Source organism: uncultured Turicibacter sp., assembly GCF_938044715.1.
Lineage (GTDB): Bacteria > Bacillota_I > Bacilli_A > MOL361 > Turicibacteraceae > Turicibacter > Turicibacter sanguinis.
Map to the genome: position 1 here is coordinate 1 of NZ_CALIOS010000145.1, position 14,913 is coordinate 14,913.

Annotated in this window: 16 protein-coding genes and 1 other annotated feature; of the genes, 3 read left to right on the forward strand and 13 right to left on the reverse strand. The window is 34.6% G+C overall.

Annotation, left to right across the window (positions count from 1 at the left end):
- Positions 1-37 precede the first annotated feature (37 nt).
- From QWC74_RS13940 to QWC74_RS13975, 8 genes are all read right to left on the reverse strand, one after another.
- Positions 38-859, reverse strand: a complete 822-nt coding sequence (locus tag QWC74_RS13940; RefSeq protein WP_006784900.1) for a YhfC family intramembrane metalloprotease — start codon at positions 857-859, stop codon at positions 38-40.
- Positions 860-948: 89 nt separating this feature from the next.
- The gene (locus tag QWC74_RS13945) at positions 949-1,434 is read right to left on the reverse strand and encodes a GNAT family N-acetyltransferase (RefSeq protein ID WP_006784899.1); all 486 of its coding nucleotides are present in this window, start codon (positions 1,432-1,434) and stop codon (positions 949-951) included.
- A gap of 42 nt (positions 1,435-1,476) precedes the next feature.
- Positions 1,477-2,280: a potassium channel family protein gene (locus QWC74_RS13950; RefSeq protein WP_006784898.1), complete on the reverse strand. Its 804-nt coding sequence runs from the start codon at positions 2,278-2,280 to the stop codon at positions 1,477-1,479.
- 408 nt (positions 2,281-2,688) lie between these two features.
- A complete protein-coding gene (locus tag QWC74_RS13955) occupies positions 2,689-3,846 on the reverse strand; it encodes an alpha/beta hydrolase (RefSeq protein WP_006785136.1) in 1,158 nt (385 codons plus the stop codon).
- Between the two features lie 70 nt (positions 3,847-3,916).
- Positions 3,917-5,284, reverse strand: coding sequence for an MATE family efflux transporter (locus QWC74_RS13960; protein WP_006785137.1), 1,368 nt, complete (start codon positions 5,282-5,284; stop codon positions 3,917-3,919).
- Between the two features lie 25 nt (positions 5,285-5,309).
- The gene (locus tag QWC74_RS13965) at positions 5,310-6,479 is read right to left on the reverse strand and encodes an aminotransferase class I/II-fold pyridoxal phosphate-dependent enzyme (protein WP_009606369.1); all 1,170 of its coding nucleotides are present in this window, start codon (positions 6,477-6,479) and stop codon (positions 5,310-5,312) included.
- Positions 6,476-6,955, reverse strand: a complete 480-nt coding sequence (locus tag QWC74_RS13970) for an Lrp/AsnC family transcriptional regulator (RefSeq protein ID WP_006785139.1) — start codon at positions 6,953-6,955, stop codon at positions 6,476-6,478. The genes QWC74_RS13965 and QWC74_RS13970 overlap by 4 nt, the downstream gene beginning before the upstream one ends.
- Before the next feature lie 48 nt (positions 6,956-7,003).
- Positions 7,004-7,234: a binding site (T-box leader), on the reverse strand.
- Between the two features lie 57 nt (positions 7,235-7,291).
- On the reverse strand, positions 7,292-8,647 hold the full coding sequence (locus tag QWC74_RS13975) for an MATE family efflux transporter (protein WP_006785140.1): 1,356 nt from the start codon (positions 8,645-8,647) through the stop codon (positions 7,292-7,294).
- 289 nt (positions 8,648-8,936) lie between these two features.
- Here QWC74_RS13975 and QWC74_RS13980 point away from each other — a divergent pair, with 289 nt between their 5' ends.
- Positions 8,937-9,092 carry a hypothetical protein gene (locus tag QWC74_RS13980; protein ID WP_006785141.1) on the forward strand — a complete coding sequence of 52 codons (156 nt, stop codon included), beginning with the start codon at positions 8,937-8,939 and terminating at the stop codon, positions 9,090-9,092.
- Between the two features lie 29 nt (positions 9,093-9,121).
- Here QWC74_RS13980 and QWC74_RS13985 read toward each other — a convergent pair whose 3' ends face one another.
- Positions 9,122-10,252, reverse strand: coding sequence for an AI-2E family transporter (locus QWC74_RS13985; protein WP_006783644.1), 1,131 nt, complete (start codon positions 10,250-10,252; stop codon positions 9,122-9,124).
- A gap of 68 nt (positions 10,253-10,320) precedes the next feature.
- Positions 10,321-10,602 carry a DUF503 domain-containing protein gene (locus QWC74_RS13990; protein WP_006783643.1) on the reverse strand — a complete coding sequence of 94 codons (282 nt, stop codon included), beginning with the start codon at positions 10,600-10,602 and terminating at the stop codon, positions 10,321-10,323.
- 150 nt (positions 10,603-10,752) lie between these two features.
- Here QWC74_RS13990 and QWC74_RS13995 point away from each other — a divergent pair, with 150 nt between their 5' ends.
- Together QWC74_RS13995 and QWC74_RS14000 are read left to right on the forward strand one after the other, a co-directional pair.
- Positions 10,753-10,908, forward strand: coding sequence for a hypothetical protein (locus QWC74_RS13995; RefSeq protein WP_006783642.1), 156 nt, complete (start codon positions 10,753-10,755; stop codon positions 10,906-10,908).
- A 63-nt stretch (positions 10,909-10,971) separates the two neighbouring features.
- Positions 10,972-12,111: a DEAD/DEAH box helicase gene (locus QWC74_RS14000; protein ID WP_006783641.1), complete on the forward strand. Its 1,140-nt coding sequence runs from the start codon at positions 10,972-10,974 to the stop codon at positions 12,109-12,111.
- 41 nt (positions 12,112-12,152) lie between these two features.
- Here QWC74_RS14000 and QWC74_RS14005 read toward each other — a convergent pair whose 3' ends face one another.
- The 3 genes from QWC74_RS14005 to QWC74_RS14015 all read right to left on the reverse strand — a co-directional run bounded on the left by QWC74_RS14005 (position 12,153) and on the right by QWC74_RS14015 (position 14,909).
- On the reverse strand, positions 12,153-13,148 hold the full coding sequence (locus QWC74_RS14005; RefSeq protein WP_006785636.1) for an aromatic acid exporter family protein: 996 nt from the start codon (positions 13,146-13,148) through the stop codon (positions 12,153-12,155).
- 12 nt (positions 13,149-13,160) lie between these two features.
- On the reverse strand, positions 13,161-14,615 hold the full coding sequence (gene cls / locus QWC74_RS14010; RefSeq protein ID WP_006785635.1) for a cardiolipin synthase: 1,455 nt from the start codon (positions 14,613-14,615) through the stop codon (positions 13,161-13,163).
- Between the two features lie 120 nt (positions 14,616-14,735).
- Positions 14,736-14,909 (reverse strand): DUF188 domain-containing protein, encoded by a 174-nt coding sequence (locus QWC74_RS14015; RefSeq protein ID WP_288994259.1) that lies wholly within the window; start codon positions 14,907-14,909, stop codon positions 14,736-14,738.
- Between the last annotated feature and the right edge of the window lie 4 nt (positions 14,910-14,913).

Below are 14,913 nucleotides of genomic sequence, written 5' to 3' on the forward strand. Positions count from 1 at the left end.
TGAAAAACCTTATTCACTAACTTACCTCCTTATGTTACTAATACCCAGCTTTTTGATACTTTTGTAATTCTTGATCCTCAGGAATAGATAAATCTTCTTTATATCGCTTTATTTGTCTGAAAATAAACACTAAGAATCCAATGGCAAAGAGCGTGACGAGTCCTTCGGTTGCAATTAAATTAACTTTTCCAAGTTGATAAAGCGCCGCTGGCAAATCTAACGAGGCATGTAATAAAATAGCGAAAAGATAATACTTGATTTTACGTTCACGAACGGCTTTAAACACAAGAACCGATAATCCAATTTGGATGATGAGCGTCATCAAACGTTCATAGCCTGCCACCCCAAATATAATGGGCGACACCATCGTTAATTGTTCGGTTATGGATTGCTCAAGTGCTGTACTAAACCCCAAATTTTCAATTAATCCATGATTAATAAACAAAGAGATAACGATATTACTAATATACGTTGTCCCGACAATTAGCATCGCTTCTATTCCGCCATGGCCAACGCCATAGCTCAAACTATCTTGAAGTCTTGTTTGTTTTTTTAAACAAAACCTAAAACAAAGATAACGAGCTGTTTCCTCAAAAATACCAGCCATTAATCCCCCATATAAACTATAAATAACAGGCTGAGTTAACCAACTTGACGTGTTTCCATTTACGACTAAGAAATAATAATTGATCGGTGCTTCAATCACCTGAACTGCAACGACAAATGCAATCATTCCGGTTAAAAAACTTGTAATAGAAGCTTGATATCTCTTTCTTAGCCACCAAATTAAAACAAGTGGTACTATAAAACAAACAAAACACGTTATCCCCATCATGATGAATGATGATGTACTAACCATTATACCATCCCCCAATAATTAGTTAATTATCTAATTAATAATCTTATTATAGAAAATGTATGTTTGAGTGTCAATTAAGATTCCTAAGATTACCTAATGATTTTTTCATATGACTTTTCAGTTGAATTTTCTCCAACTTTTTTAAACCCTAGCGACTCAAAAAGCCGTTGTGAACTCGTATTATAGTGAAAAATGGCAGGCACAGATATTTTTTGCATCCCTTTCTCTTTAGCGCGCTTTAATAGGGTTTTAATCACCTGCTTTCCAATTCCTTGTTGCCAATATGCCTCAACACCGATGGCAATAGGTAGATTCTCTTCCCACAACGTGACATCTCCAATCGAGACCCAATCCTGATTTTCACAAACTTGAATGAAATAAAGTTCTCCTCTAGTGCTTAAAAATTCATACATATTATAAATTTCATCTAGCCCATAAACTCGATTGCTAATTCCTTCTGATAAATACATCACTTTCTCATTTTGATACCAAGGCAGTGCGTGATCCCACTCTGATTTATCCGGCGTATATAAGCGAAGTCTTTCCTGAATATTAATGATTTTAGGTTGATTCATTTTCTCTCTCCTTTACAGTCTACTATCATATCACACCTTAGGTTACTCTTCCTCTTTTTTCTCAATAACTTTCACACGTTCTTCTTGTATTTCCTCCTGACCTTTTTTTATAAGGGTTAAGACAGAAATAATTTGTTGAAATTCCTCAAAGCTCAATTCATCAAAATGATTCAATTTTTCAATCATCTCATCTACAATTTTAGGACGATAGACATCATGGCTTTTATTTAAAAAATAGGTTGAAATCGTCCCCGTTAAAGCTCCTAAAAAGCCAATCCCAGTTAACATGACAACAGAAGCAATGAGACGTCCGATTCCCGTTTTAGGTACGATATCACCATATCCCACCGTCGTTAACGTAACAATGCTCCACCATAATGAATCTTTAAATGAAAATCCTTCAAAGAGTGAGATCCCACCAGCGCCTAACAATACAATGACAAGAGTGGCTAAGGACACATAATGAAGATTATTCGTTTTAAAAAATTGACTGATTTGTTTAAAAGCTGTCGTTAACATGACTGTGACCTTTACCACCTTTGTAAATCTTAACAAAGGTAATAATTCTGCCACTCGAGCGAGCCGAAATAAGCGATAAATGGAGAAAAAGGGAATGATGACAATTAAATCTATCTTATGAGATAAAAAAAACTGTTTCTTATCTTTACTGACTCCAAGTCTCACCAGATAATCAACGAAAAAAAATAGCCAAATTAAAACATCTAATGTATTAAAAAGCGCATCAATTTGAGGCGTTAATGAGAGAGTTAATTGTAACAGCGTCATAATGATGACAACAAAAGACAAAACAATAATGGTGGCTTGATATAACGACATTTTCTTCATAAATAACCTCAACTCAAATTCATTCTTTTTATTAGTTTTATCCTAATTTCAATTCCTATAACAAAAAAACTATCTCAAGCGAGATAGTTTTTTTGGAGTTAAATTAATTCTTTCTTGATAATAAAAACTCATACATCAAGTGAAAATGCTAGATTTCTATTATCTCCTCGTTTTATTGTCTAACTTTTACCTGATGAGCTGGGCAGAGTGATTTGAGATACAAGTAAATGTTTTTTACCGTTATAAATCTTAATTATCATTTAATATTAAAATATATCATGAGTAATGACTTTAATTTCATCTCATAAGCTATGAATTATCTTATTTTTTTCTGATTTCCACTATGGCTAACCGATTATATTTCAATATCGGAAAAATCCCGTTACTTTCCATTATTAAGCACTCTTTTCAATTCACTTCATTCAATCCGGCTTCATCCTTTATTTCTTTTGTTGGATAAACCTCATTAATAATTTGTTTGATAAAATCATTCATGGATGGTTCATCTTGTGTTGAAATATAATGAGCTGAGTGACTTAAGATGAGATAATCCTTTTTAGGGGCTTGGAGTTTTTGAAACCATTGTTGTAATAAGTCTTTTGAACAGATATAATCATCGACTCCTGATATAAAATAGATTGGAATTTTAAGGTTTGTCATGTCTTCATCAAATTGAACCGCATTCAATTCAGCCCATAAGTTACTTTGTGTTAAAACCTTATGTGATGTTTTAAACAACGTTTCATAAGCTTCCTTTATACTTAAGTCAGGTGATGAGAAGGCTTGAGCAATCCATTTTGAAATATTGAGTCCCGCTACACCATCGTGCATTTTAATATAAGCTCCACTATTAGTAATTGCTTTCGTAAAAAGTTCTTGATGCGCTACCTTTTGATAAGGCGGGTATCCCATTTGTTTCAGTGCTAAAACTAATTCATTCGCCCCAATACTTGCGTATTCATCGATAAGCCATTCATACAGTTCTAAATCAGATTTAGATGGATTGACGACTTGTCCAATGCCAAAATATGCTTCAATGAGCTGCGGAATTTCTTTTACTAAGTTCATTCCGAGAACAGTTCCCCAAGAAAATCCAATTACATAAAGTTTGTCTTTATTAAACGTTTCTAATAAATAATTGATTAATTCTTTTGCATCTTGTTGCAATTGTGTTAAAGAGACATTTTGACTAGTCAAGGTCTCATCATAGCTCTTTCCTGATCCCCGTTGATCCCAATAAACAGCCGTACAATGTGTCAGCAAATCTTGATTTTGTCCACGTGCACTAATCCCATATGGAACAGATAAGCCAGGCCCACCATGTAAATATAAGCACAGTGGTTTACTTTGACTCATCCCTTCGATTGCAATGTATTGCGTCACACCTCCTAATTCTATTTCTCTTATTTCACTGATTCCACCGCTATCAATGATTTGATTAATTTGACTTTGAACGTGTCGCTGTTCAATTCGTCGATATGCTAAAATTCCTCCGATTAAAATAACTCCCAATACGACAACCGCGATGATTAGTTTAATGATTACTTTGTAAATACGACGTTTCAATGTTGAAATCCTCCCCTTTAATTCATATTACAATTTATGTTAGAACAACCAAAAAAAGCACTGAAAAATTTCAGTGCTTTTCGCCTTTTGCTAGTTCTAATCGCTTCATTTTTTTAAATTGTTTGACTAAGAAATAGAGGGTGATTGAGATTGCTAATGTATCCGAAATGGGTTGTGCCAACCAAACACCATCTAATCCTAAAAAAGGAGGTAAAACTAAAAGCAAAGGAACTAATAAAATAAGTTGTCTCAATAAACTTAGAATCATAGCAATCCGTGCTTTTCCAATGGACTGAAAATACGTGGATCCAATAATTGAAATCGAGACAAATGGAAACATGAATAAATAAATCCGAATCCCTTTGACTGTAATCGCCATCAACTCTTGATCACGATTAAAAAGTGAAATCATCATTTCTGGGAAAAATTCAATCACAATAAAACCTATGGTTAAAAAAGCAGACGCCATTAAAACAGAGTATAAAAAGGTCTGATTCGCTCGATGGTATTCACGAGCTCCATAATTGTAACCAATGATTGGTTGTGCTCCTTGATTAATACCGAAAATCGGCATTAAAAACATCATCGAAATGGAAGAAATCGTCGCAAAAGCTCCAATGGCTAAATCACCACCGTAAGCTTTTAACGTATTATTTGAGACCACTTGAACTAAACTCGCCGCTAATTGCATAGCAAATGGAGCTGATCCAATTGCGAGGATACTTTTGACTAAATTAGACTCAAGCTTCAAGAATTTTGATTTAAACGTCAATCGTGATTTTCCCATAACAAAATAAAGTAACACCCAAATAGCAGTTGTAGCCTGAGAAATAACAGTTGCGATAGCCGCTCCTTGAATTCCCCATCCTAATCCAAAGATAAAAATAGGATCTAAAATAATATTAATGATGCATCCAACAACCATCGTTAAAGCAGCCATTTTGGGGTTTCCATCTGCTCTAATGTTACTGTTTAAAGAGTAGCCCATCACATTAAAAATCGTTCCATATAAAATCACTGTAATATACCGATCGGCATAAGGCAAAGTGCTTGAACTTGCCCCAAATAAATTTAAAATTGGCGTTTTAAAAACAAGGCCAAGAACCGTCAATGCTAAAGCGATAATGGTCGATAAGGTGATATTATTTCCTATTAAACGCTCTGCATTTTCTCGCTCCCCCTGCCCTAATTTAATCGAGATATTAGCGGTACTTCCAACTCCTACTAACATCCCGCAGGCTAGAATAATGGTGGTAATTGGTAGCGTAATGCCAACACCTGTTATGGCGAGTGAACCGACCTCGGGAATATTTCCAATGAAAATACGGTCTACCACATTATACAGGGCATTAACAATCATCCCTACGATAGCAGGAATCGAATATTGAATTAATAAGCGATAAACCGGCTTTGTCGCTAACTCTTCTTGATGTTTCAAAAGCTTCACCTTTTCTTTTGTTTAATTAACGTGTTGGATTTTGTTTTAAAAAACGTTCAATTCGAACTAACGCCTCCATAATATTTTCCATAGATGACGCATAACACGCACGAATATATCCTTCCCCACAATCCCCAAAAGCATTACCTGGAACGGTTAAAACTTTTTCTGATCGCAATAATTTCTCACAAAACTCATCCGATGATAATCCCGTTGATTGAATACACGGAAAAACATAAAAAGCTCCTAATGGTTCAAAGCAATCAAGACCCAACTTTCTAAATCCATTCACAAGGACTCGACGACGACGATTGTATTCTTTAACCATCGTCTCAACACTATGATCTCCATTTTTCATCGCTTCAATCGCAGCATATTGCGAGGTTGTTGGGGAACACATAATCGCATATTGATGAATTTTTTTCATGGCATTGATTAAAGTTGGATGACCGCAGACGTATCCAAGTCGCCATCCTGTCATCGCATACGCTTTTGAAAATCCATTAATCACCAATGTTTGATCTTTCACGCAATCAAAACTTGCAATGGAAACGTGCTCCTTTTCATATGTTAATTCCGCATAGATTTCATCCGAAATAATAATGATGTCTTTATCTTTGACAACCTCTACGATTTTTTCAAGTTCGTCACGTGTCATAATCGCTCCCGTAGGATTATTAGGAAACGGCATGATTAAAACTTTTGTTTTAGGCGTGATCGCGGCTTCTAATTCTTCTGCAGTTAATTTAAATTCGTTTTCAGCCTTTAATTCAATCACAACAGGTGTGGCTCCAGTAAATGTCGTACATCCTTTGTATGCGACAAAACTTGGTTCTGGAATGATGACTTCATCACCCGGACCAACAAGTGCTCGAAGTGCAAGATCAATCCCTTCGCTCCCTCCTACGGTTACTAAAATTTCATCCACCTGATAGCTTAAATTAAAACGGCGATGTAAATAACGTGAAATTTCATGACGCAATTCCATGAATCCAGCATTCGAAGAATAATGGGTATGACCTTGTTCAAGTGAATAAATTCCCGCTTCACGAACATTCCATGGAGTCACAAAATCAGGCTCGCCTACTCCTAAAGAAATCACACCTTCCATTTCATGCACCATATCAAAATACTTTCGAATCCCAGATGGTGGCATTTTTTTTACATTCTCTAAAATCATATTTTCTAATCTCATAAAATCACAACCTCACGATCATCAAATTCCTGGTCTTTAAAGATGGTTCCATGATCTTTATATTTTTTTAAGACAAAGTGTGTTGAACAACTTAAGACATATTCTTGAACGGCTAATTTTTCAGAAACAAACATCGCCACTTGCTTCATCGTTTTTCCTTCCACAATGACCGTTAAATCAAATCCACCTGACATCAGGTAACAAGCACGCACTTCATCAAATTTATAAATGCGTTCTGCGACACTATCAAATCCTGCTCCACGTTGTGGTGTCACTTTTACCTCAATTAACGCCGTCACTGTTTCATGACCCGTATTCTCCCAATTGATAAGGGTTGTATAGCCTGCAATAATACTTCGCTCTTCATAATCTTGAATCGCTTCGCGAACTTCTTCTACTGTTTTACCGGTCATCACGGCAATTTGCTCGTCGGTATATCGACTATTTTGTTCTAAAATCTCTAAGATTTCTTCCATCATCTTTCCTCCTAGCTCAAATGAAAATAAAAAAAGTCCTTCATCCCAAAAAGGGACGAAGGACTACTTCGCGGTACCACCCTAATAAGTAATTTAAATTACCCACTCAAGTCCTCAGTAACGCGAGGGAACGTCTTAGCCTAATTAAAAAGACATGCTTTTTAGTTCTCAGCTAGCGACTCAAAGACTGCTTCAACCTAGATGCTTTACTAACTTCCACCACCCGTTAGCTCTCTAAAAAAGTTGACTAGATTTACTCTTTCTTATCATAATCTTTAACTATTTTACCTTATTATAGCTAGAAAGAGTCTGAAAAACAAGTCTATTTTAGAAATTTTATGCCATTTCACGAACCATATTATTTATCCATTTATTTGAACGGAAACGACGACTAATAATTAAATAACGGATTACTTCTTCACATGAAATAAGGAAGATGACATAGGTAATCGGCCATTTAAAAATAAAGGCTCCAATGATTCCAAACGGAATTCCAAAAATCCACATGCTTAAACCTTGAACAATTGAACCGTATTTTGCATCTCCACCTCCACGTAAAATTCCAACAATTTGAACACCATTATAAACACGTGGCAGCATAAAAATAGCAAAGATATACAAGATTTGAATCGCATTTTGTCGCACAAGATCTGAAACCTTATAAATTCCAACAATGGCTGGTGCAAATAAAACAAGACCAACCGCCATGACGACCGCAATAATTAACGCGAGGCGAATAATCTTTTTAGCGTAAATAATCGCTTGCTCTTCTTGATTTGCTCCAATTTCGTTTCCAATGACCACTACAGAAGCATGGGCCATTCCAAAGACCACAATCATAAATAAATTCATAATCGTCGTCGTAATTTGTGTCGTAGCAATGGCATTTACTCCCATTCGACCATAAATGATATTATAAGTAATATTTGTTAATCCCCAACAAGCTTCATTCAAAACAACAGGTAAAGCTGCTTGATATAACATCCCCGCCATTAGACGATCAAATGTAACGAGTTGCTTGAATGATAAGTTTAGTGGTTTAACTTTTAAGGCCACGACGATGATGATAATAAAACATTCGACTAATCGAGCCATTAGTGTTGCGATGGCCGCCCCTACTACTCCAAGTGCTGGGAATCCAAGTAATCCAAAAATTAAAAGTGCATTGAATACGCCATTAATGATTAATCCAATTAAACTTCCCCACATCGGTAATGCAGTATTTCCAATACTACGAAGTGCACCAGCAAATACAAATGAAATAGCCGTCGCTAAATAACTAAAAATAGAAACACGAAGATACTCACTTCCAAAACGGATAACATCTGGATCTGGATTAAATATTTTAATAATCGATTCTGAACCAAAGAATCCAATCACGGTGAAAATAGCAGCAAAAACTATTCCTGCTGCTAACCCGAGTTGTAAAACTTTTTTAACATTCTCTGTGTCTTCTTTTCCCCATAATTGAGCGATTAAAATCGAGCATCCTGCTCCAATTCCCATCACAAGTAAACTATATAAGAAATAAAACTGATTCGCAACACCAACAGCTGCAAGTTGGACTTCTCCTAAACTTCCTATCATCATCGTATCTAACATATTTAACGATGATGTAATCAAGTTTTGTAAGACAATTGGTATTGCTAAGATAAATAATCGTTTATAAAATTTACGATTGTTTTTTGGCATCTTACCCCTCATTTCTAACTAAAATTAAACTCTTGCGAACCGTTTTCTTTATTTTCACATAGAAAAACCCCCAATTTGAAGTTTGTTCAAAGTGGGGGTTCAACACTTGTAAAAATTAAAAAGATTTTATTCGCAAATTCCACATCATTCTATCAAATAATCAATTTAAATTCAAGTCCTATGTCAAAATTTTATCTTTTTCGTTCTATTTTACTTGTTTTATATAGTCAGGAATCAAAAAGTTCGTTACAATTAGGATAAGAATTTTAAGAGATAAGGAGTTTTCATCATGAATCAATCCACAACTAAACAATCTATTCAAGATTTATTAAATAAAAAGAAACAACAAACAGCTAATCAAAACAATCATATGATTCCGAGTCGTGAAATGGTAAAAGGTCAAAAAGGCAAAAGTAAACGACGCAAAGCCGGTATTTTAGGATAAAAAAAGCCCTCGAGATTCGAGGGCTTTTTTTATTCGTCAGACTCTTCTTGTTCGCAAACTAGAATTGTTTTGTCATAATAGTAGTTAATCGCATTTGAGGCATATAATTTTAAAACTCCCATAATCGGAACACCTAAAATCATCCCAACAATACCCATTAACTTCCCTCCAACCGTGACGGCTAATAAGGTGAAGAATGGATTTAACCCCATCTTTTGACCAACCACTTTTGGATCAATAATTAAAGACTCTACTTGTTGGACAATCAGTAAGAAAATCAGGGCAATGATTGCCACGATGGGATTATAGAATAAATTAATTCCAACGGCAATCAGTGTTCCAAAAATAGGCCCAACAAACGGGACCATATTTGTTAATCCAAAAATAACTCCTAAAAGGACGGCATATTTAGCACCCATCAAGGCGAGTCCAATCGTTGCGCAAATCCCAACGAAAATGGAATCAATGGACTTTCCAATTAGATATTTACCGATGTTTTCATGAAATAATCGTGAAGTCTGCAATATGTATCCCGCATTTTTTGGGCGAAAGATAATATAAATCAACTTTTTAGACATCTCAGTAAATTTTTCTTTTTCAACTAAAATATAAATGCTAATAATAAAAGCTAATAGAACATTTCCTGTTAAGGTCACGGCACCATAAGTGATAGACACCAATGAGCCGATTGAACTGGTCAAGATTTCAGTCACTTTTGGAATCATACTTAACAATTGTGTTTTAAACTCATTCAACTCTCCAAAATCAAAACCAGACATTTGATTGGTCCACCCATTAATCCAGGTTTGAATTTCAGTTGCATAACTTGGAATCTGCTTGATTAAATCTGAGGCACTATGATAAATGACAGGGAAAATAAAACTAATCATCAAGTAACACAGGAGTAAAAAACCAAAATATGTGAGACTAAGACTTAGATTACGTTTCACCTTAAATCGTTTTTCAATAAACATCATCACCGGATTAAAAATATATGCGATTATAAAAGCTAATAAAAAAGGAGAGAGTGTCGCTAGGATATCTTTAAAACTAGCAAAAAATACTTGATAATTATCCACCATCTTAATGATAATATAAGCGCAACTCACAAAAAATAAGCCCTTTATAAATGAAATTCGTTTTTCTAACCACTTTTCCAATTTAATCACACCTTGTTTAAGATGTATCAAATTATACTATAATTAGAAATGAATGACAATTTAAACCATTATAAAATTTCTCTTTCTATCCCAATTATTTCTGTTTCATAATTTGATTCAATAAAATTAACCACTTGATCCAAAATCGCATCGATTTGTGAAGTAGAATTCGACCCACACGTGATTCCAAGCGTAATGGTCTGATGTTCATCAAGTGTTGCAAACTCCTTAACCGATATATTAAATTTTTGACGTGTTTTGGCTACGATACTTCTCACAAGCATTCGTTTCTCTTTTAAACTACGCACCCAAGATGCGGATAAGACGATTTCAAGATAACCAATTTTCATTCTTTCACCACAATCCTTTTAAACTTACCCTTAGAATTTTACTTTTTTCGACATTTCATACGAGAAGAATAGATAAAAAACGTTAAATATTATAAAATAATAGGGTTAAGACTATTTTAACATTAATTTTTTAGTTTAGGAGATACCAAGATGGCAACAAAAAATATGGATTTAATGAAACAAATTATTGAACAAAAACGTCAAGGAACAAAACAACAAGATAAATTAAAACGTCCGGATAAAACGATTGGAGAACCTCGTAAACGTATCAAACGACATAAAGGTGGAGGATTATTCGATAAATAAATCGAGTTTTTCCACGCTTTAATTTATGATTACTTAGACACACTTACCATTAGGAGGAAGCCCATGTCTATTACATTTGAAAATTTAAATTTAGATTCACGTATCATTGCGGGATTAAACAAACAAAATATTAGTGTCCCAACCTCTATTCAACAAGAGGCCATTCCTGTTATTTTAAATCATCAAGATGTGATTGCCCAATCACATACAGGAAGCGGAAAAACATTAGCTTTTGTCGCCCCCCTTTTTAAAAAAATTGACACGACAAAACGTGAAATGCAAGTTTTAATCTTAGCACCTACACATGAGCTAGTCATGCAAATTGATGCTCAAATCAAGTTACTAGCAGCAAACTCAGAAATTCCGGTGACGTCTACCACGATTATTGGGGGCGCAAACATTGATAAACAAATCAAAAAATTAAAAGAAAAACCTCATATCATCACGGGATCATGTGGTCGTATTTTAGAATTGATTAAAAAGAAAAAAATTACGGCTCATACCCTTAAAACCATCATTTTAGATGAAGCGGATAGTCTACTTGATAATACCAATACCAAAACGATTCAAGATATTATTAAAACAACACTACGTGATCGTCAACTTTGTCTATTCTCAGCTTCAATTAGTGAGAATACGCAAACACTTGCGACGTCTTTAATGAAAGAACCTGTTATTTTAAAAACTGCAGATGCCGTCGAAATGAATCCAAATATTGCTCATTTCTATTTAAAAGGTGAGCGTCGTGATAAATTCGAATTACTTCGCAAATTGATTGTTGCCGAAAACCCAGAACGTGCTTTAATTTTTGTAAATCAAAACGATTCGATGCAAGAAATTGCTGAAAAATTAAATTATCATCAAAAAGAAACATTCGTCATGCGTGGTAACATTCAAAAAGAAGAACGCAAACGTGCACTAGATCTATTTAGAAGTGGAAAAATCAAATTATTAGTTTCATCAGATTTAACGGCTCGTGGTCTTGATATTCCAGAAGTCACACACATCATTCACCTTGACTGTCCGGCCAATCCAAATGAATATTTACATCGTGCGGGTCGTACGGCTCGTGGGTATGCAAGTGGAAAATCAATTTGTATCATTACAGATAAAGATTTAAGTACATTGAAAAAATATCAAAAGAAATTTAACATTCAATTTAAAGAAATGAAAGTTTCACACGGTCAATTTATAGAAGCATAAAAAAAAAGTCATTGAGCAAGGTCTCAATGACTTTTTTTTATTTACAAACTCTGTGGTCCAAATTTCAAACGTTGTTGTTCCGTCAAATTTCGAACAAAATGGCATTTAATTTCAAGGAGATATTGCAAATCATTTAAATATTGGAATAATAAGGCTCGATTTTCAAACTCTTCTCGTGTTTTAGGTAACTCTTGATTACGACATTGAGTTAAAACATCTTGTGTCATTTGAATTAAATCTTCTGCAGGATTATATTCATGTAAATTAAAAGCAATATGTTCCGTTAAATCTGCAATTAAACTCGACTGTTCGACGGTCATTACCACTTTTCCAAGCGTCTGTCGCATACTTAAAAGCACCTGATATTGCATGAAGCGCATATCCATATATTGAACATAGTACGTCATTTCATCTAATAAGTAATTTTCTTTGTGCAACATAGCTCGATCTCTCGCTTTTAGCAACATCTCCTCCAATGTTTGAAATAAAAATTCTTCATCAATCGCCACCGATTGACTTGAGGTCGTTCCCGCTAAGCACAGCAGAACAATTCTAAATTGCTCTTCTATTTTTGCCTGATCTTCTTTAATACGGGGTTGCATTTTTGGCATATAAAGATTAAATAAAATAGCAATTCCTGCCCCGATGATGACTAAAAAAAACTCATTCGCAATTAAAGAGAGACTAATATATCCCTCTCCTAAGAGATGTGTGACCAACACTGAACTCATCACAATGCCATCGCTTAATTTATAGGAAACAGCCAATGGAATAAAAATCAGTAAATATAATCCAAATGCGAACGCATTAAAGCCAATGAGTGAGAATAAAATCCCACTAATCATAAGCGCTAAGCAAGTCGAATTAAATCTAGACCATGCAATTTCAACAGACTTTCGCTTCGTGTTTTGTACACTTAAAATCGTGATAACCCCTGCAGAAAGCGCATATTTAAGCCCGAAAAAGTTAGCTAAAATAATGGCAATGGTTGCCCCGACAGCCGTTTTTATGGTTCTCATACCAATTTTCTTTCTCATTCTTAATCTCCCCTACATTAACATTGATAATAATCGATAAATCGATTCTTCAGCTTTCATAACCCAAGATTTATTGCGTTCGTATTCAAAATCAAGCAAACGGCAATTTTGTTGATCAAATTCAAATTGTTTAATTAATTGCTTCGCCATCTGATCATCATAGATAAAAGCTGTGATTTCAAAATTAATGCTAAAACTTCGAACATCCATATTAACAGATCCAACTGAACTCATTTTTCCATCGATGATAATAATTTTGGAATGTAAGAACCCTTCATAAAAATAAACTTCAATTCCCGCTTCAAGCAACTCTTTAATATAAGAAGTGGTTGTTCGATGCACGAAATGATTATCCGGAATCACTGGAATCATGATTTTAACATCTAAACCAGAATGAGACGCAATTTTTAACACATGTAAAAACTCACTATCTGGAATAAAATACGGAGTTTGAATCCAGATACTCTTTCTTGCACTCATAATTAATTTAATAAAAGCAGCACGCATATGGTCTGTTTTTTGATCAGGACCATCCGTAATAATTTGTAGATAGGTTTTAGTTGTAATGGTTGGCGCTTTAAAATACAGGTTAAGATTCTGTTCAATCTGTGATACATCTGCTTCATTTTCCATGACGGCAAAATAATCTTTTAAAAATCTCATTTGAAGTAACGGAACAGCCTCTCCCTCCACTCTAAAATGGGCATCACGCCATGGGCTATACTTAGGATTAAGCGATAGATACTCATCACCGATGTTCATCCCACCCATGTATCCAATTTTCCCATCAATCACGACAATTTTTCGATGATTTCGATAATTCCAATTTAATGTGAAAATTTTCAATTTAGCTGGATAATGCTTCACAACGATTCCACCTGCCTCAATTAAAGGCTTAAAAAAAGAGGCGGGAGTCATGAAACTTCCTCCATCATCATAAACTAATCGAACTTTAACGCCCTCTTTTGCTTTTCGCGTTAACGCAGATAATAAGGCCTCTCCACTTTGGTCACCTCGAATAATAAAGTACAGAATATTAATCGTTTCTTTAGCTTTGTTAATATCTTGAATTAAACGTTCGTATTTGGCCTTTGCCTCTGAAAAAAGTTCCACCTCATTATAGGTTGTTAAAAGACTATGATTATAATTTAAATTAAATTGAATTAAAGATGAAAACGGATGGTTTTCTTCATCTAACGCTTTAAATCTTTCCATTTGATTAGCGACGTTTGATTCATGATGATTTTGTTCAATCTCATCGACAAATGTTCTTTTTTCTTTAACAATAGGTCCATGCCCAAATAATAAGTATAAAATAAATCCGATTAAAGGGACAAACATCATGAGCATTGTCCAAGCAATAATAAAAATAGGCTCTTCCCTTCTTCGGAAAATCATCACTAAAATAGCTCCTAAATTCAAAAAATGAATGAGGGTGAGCGATAGTGCGACGATTAAAGCAATCATATTAAAACCTCCATCGTTCATTCATTTCCATTTCATCTAAAACGTCATAGATGATGATAAAAACAAATCAAATTCCTTACATATTATATCGTATTTGAATAAATTTTGTAAGATTCCATTTTAATTTGTCGTCGTTAATCTAGACAGTAAGCTCTGAAAAGAAGTTTTAAACGCTAAGTCATCGTCTCGTGTTCGTTTCGCTGGCCCTTTTAATCTTCCGCCTGAATTTCTTATTTTTTGAGAGAGATGTCGCGCAAATAGGAGCTGATCAATATTTTGTGTCGTATACTGCATCCCA

Coding starts and splice junctions, on each gene's coding strand:
- QWC74_RS14015 (WP_288994259.1), bottom strand. CDS start 14,909: ATGCAGTATACGACACAAAATATTGATCAGCTCCTATTTGCGCGACAT.
- QWC74_RS13980 (WP_006785141.1), top strand. CDS start 8,937: ATGAATCAATCCACAACTAAACAATCTATTCAAGATTTATTAAATAAA.
- QWC74_RS13970 (WP_006785139.1), bottom strand. CDS start 6,955: ATGGAAGAAATCTTAGAGATTTTAGAACAAAATAGTCGATATACCGAC.
- QWC74_RS13990 (WP_006783643.1), bottom strand. CDS start 10,602: ATGAAAATTGGTTATCTTGAAATCGTCTTATCCGCATCTTGGGTGCGT.
- QWC74_RS13995 (WP_006783642.1), top strand. CDS start 10,753: ATGGCAACAAAAAATATGGATTTAATGAAACAAATTATTGAACAAAAA.
- cls (WP_006785635.1), bottom strand. CDS start 14,615: ATGATTGCTTTAATCGTCGCACTATCGCTCACCCTCATTCATTTTTTG.
- QWC74_RS14005 (WP_006785636.1), bottom strand. CDS start 13,148: ATGAGAAAGAAAATTGGTATGAGAACCATAAAAACGGCTGTCGGGGCA.
- QWC74_RS13965 (WP_009606369.1), bottom strand. CDS start 6,479: ATGAGATTAGAAAATATGATTTTAGAGAATGTAAAAAAAATGCCACCA.
- QWC74_RS13945 (WP_006784899.1), bottom strand. CDS start 1,434: ATGAATCAACCTAAAATCATTAATATTCAGGAAAGACTTCGCTTATAT.
- QWC74_RS13940 (WP_006784900.1), bottom strand. CDS start 859: ATGGTTAGTACATCATCATTCATCATGATGGGGATAACGTGTTTTGTT.
- QWC74_RS14000 (WP_006783641.1), top strand. CDS start 10,972: ATGTCTATTACATTTGAAAATTTAAATTTAGATTCACGTATCATTGCG.
- QWC74_RS13975 (WP_006785140.1), bottom strand. CDS start 8,647: ATGCCAAAAAACAATCGTAAATTTTATAAACGATTATTTATCTTAGCA.
- QWC74_RS13950 (WP_006784898.1), bottom strand. CDS start 2,280: ATGAAGAAAATGTCGTTATATCAAGCCACCATTATTGTTTTGTCTTTT.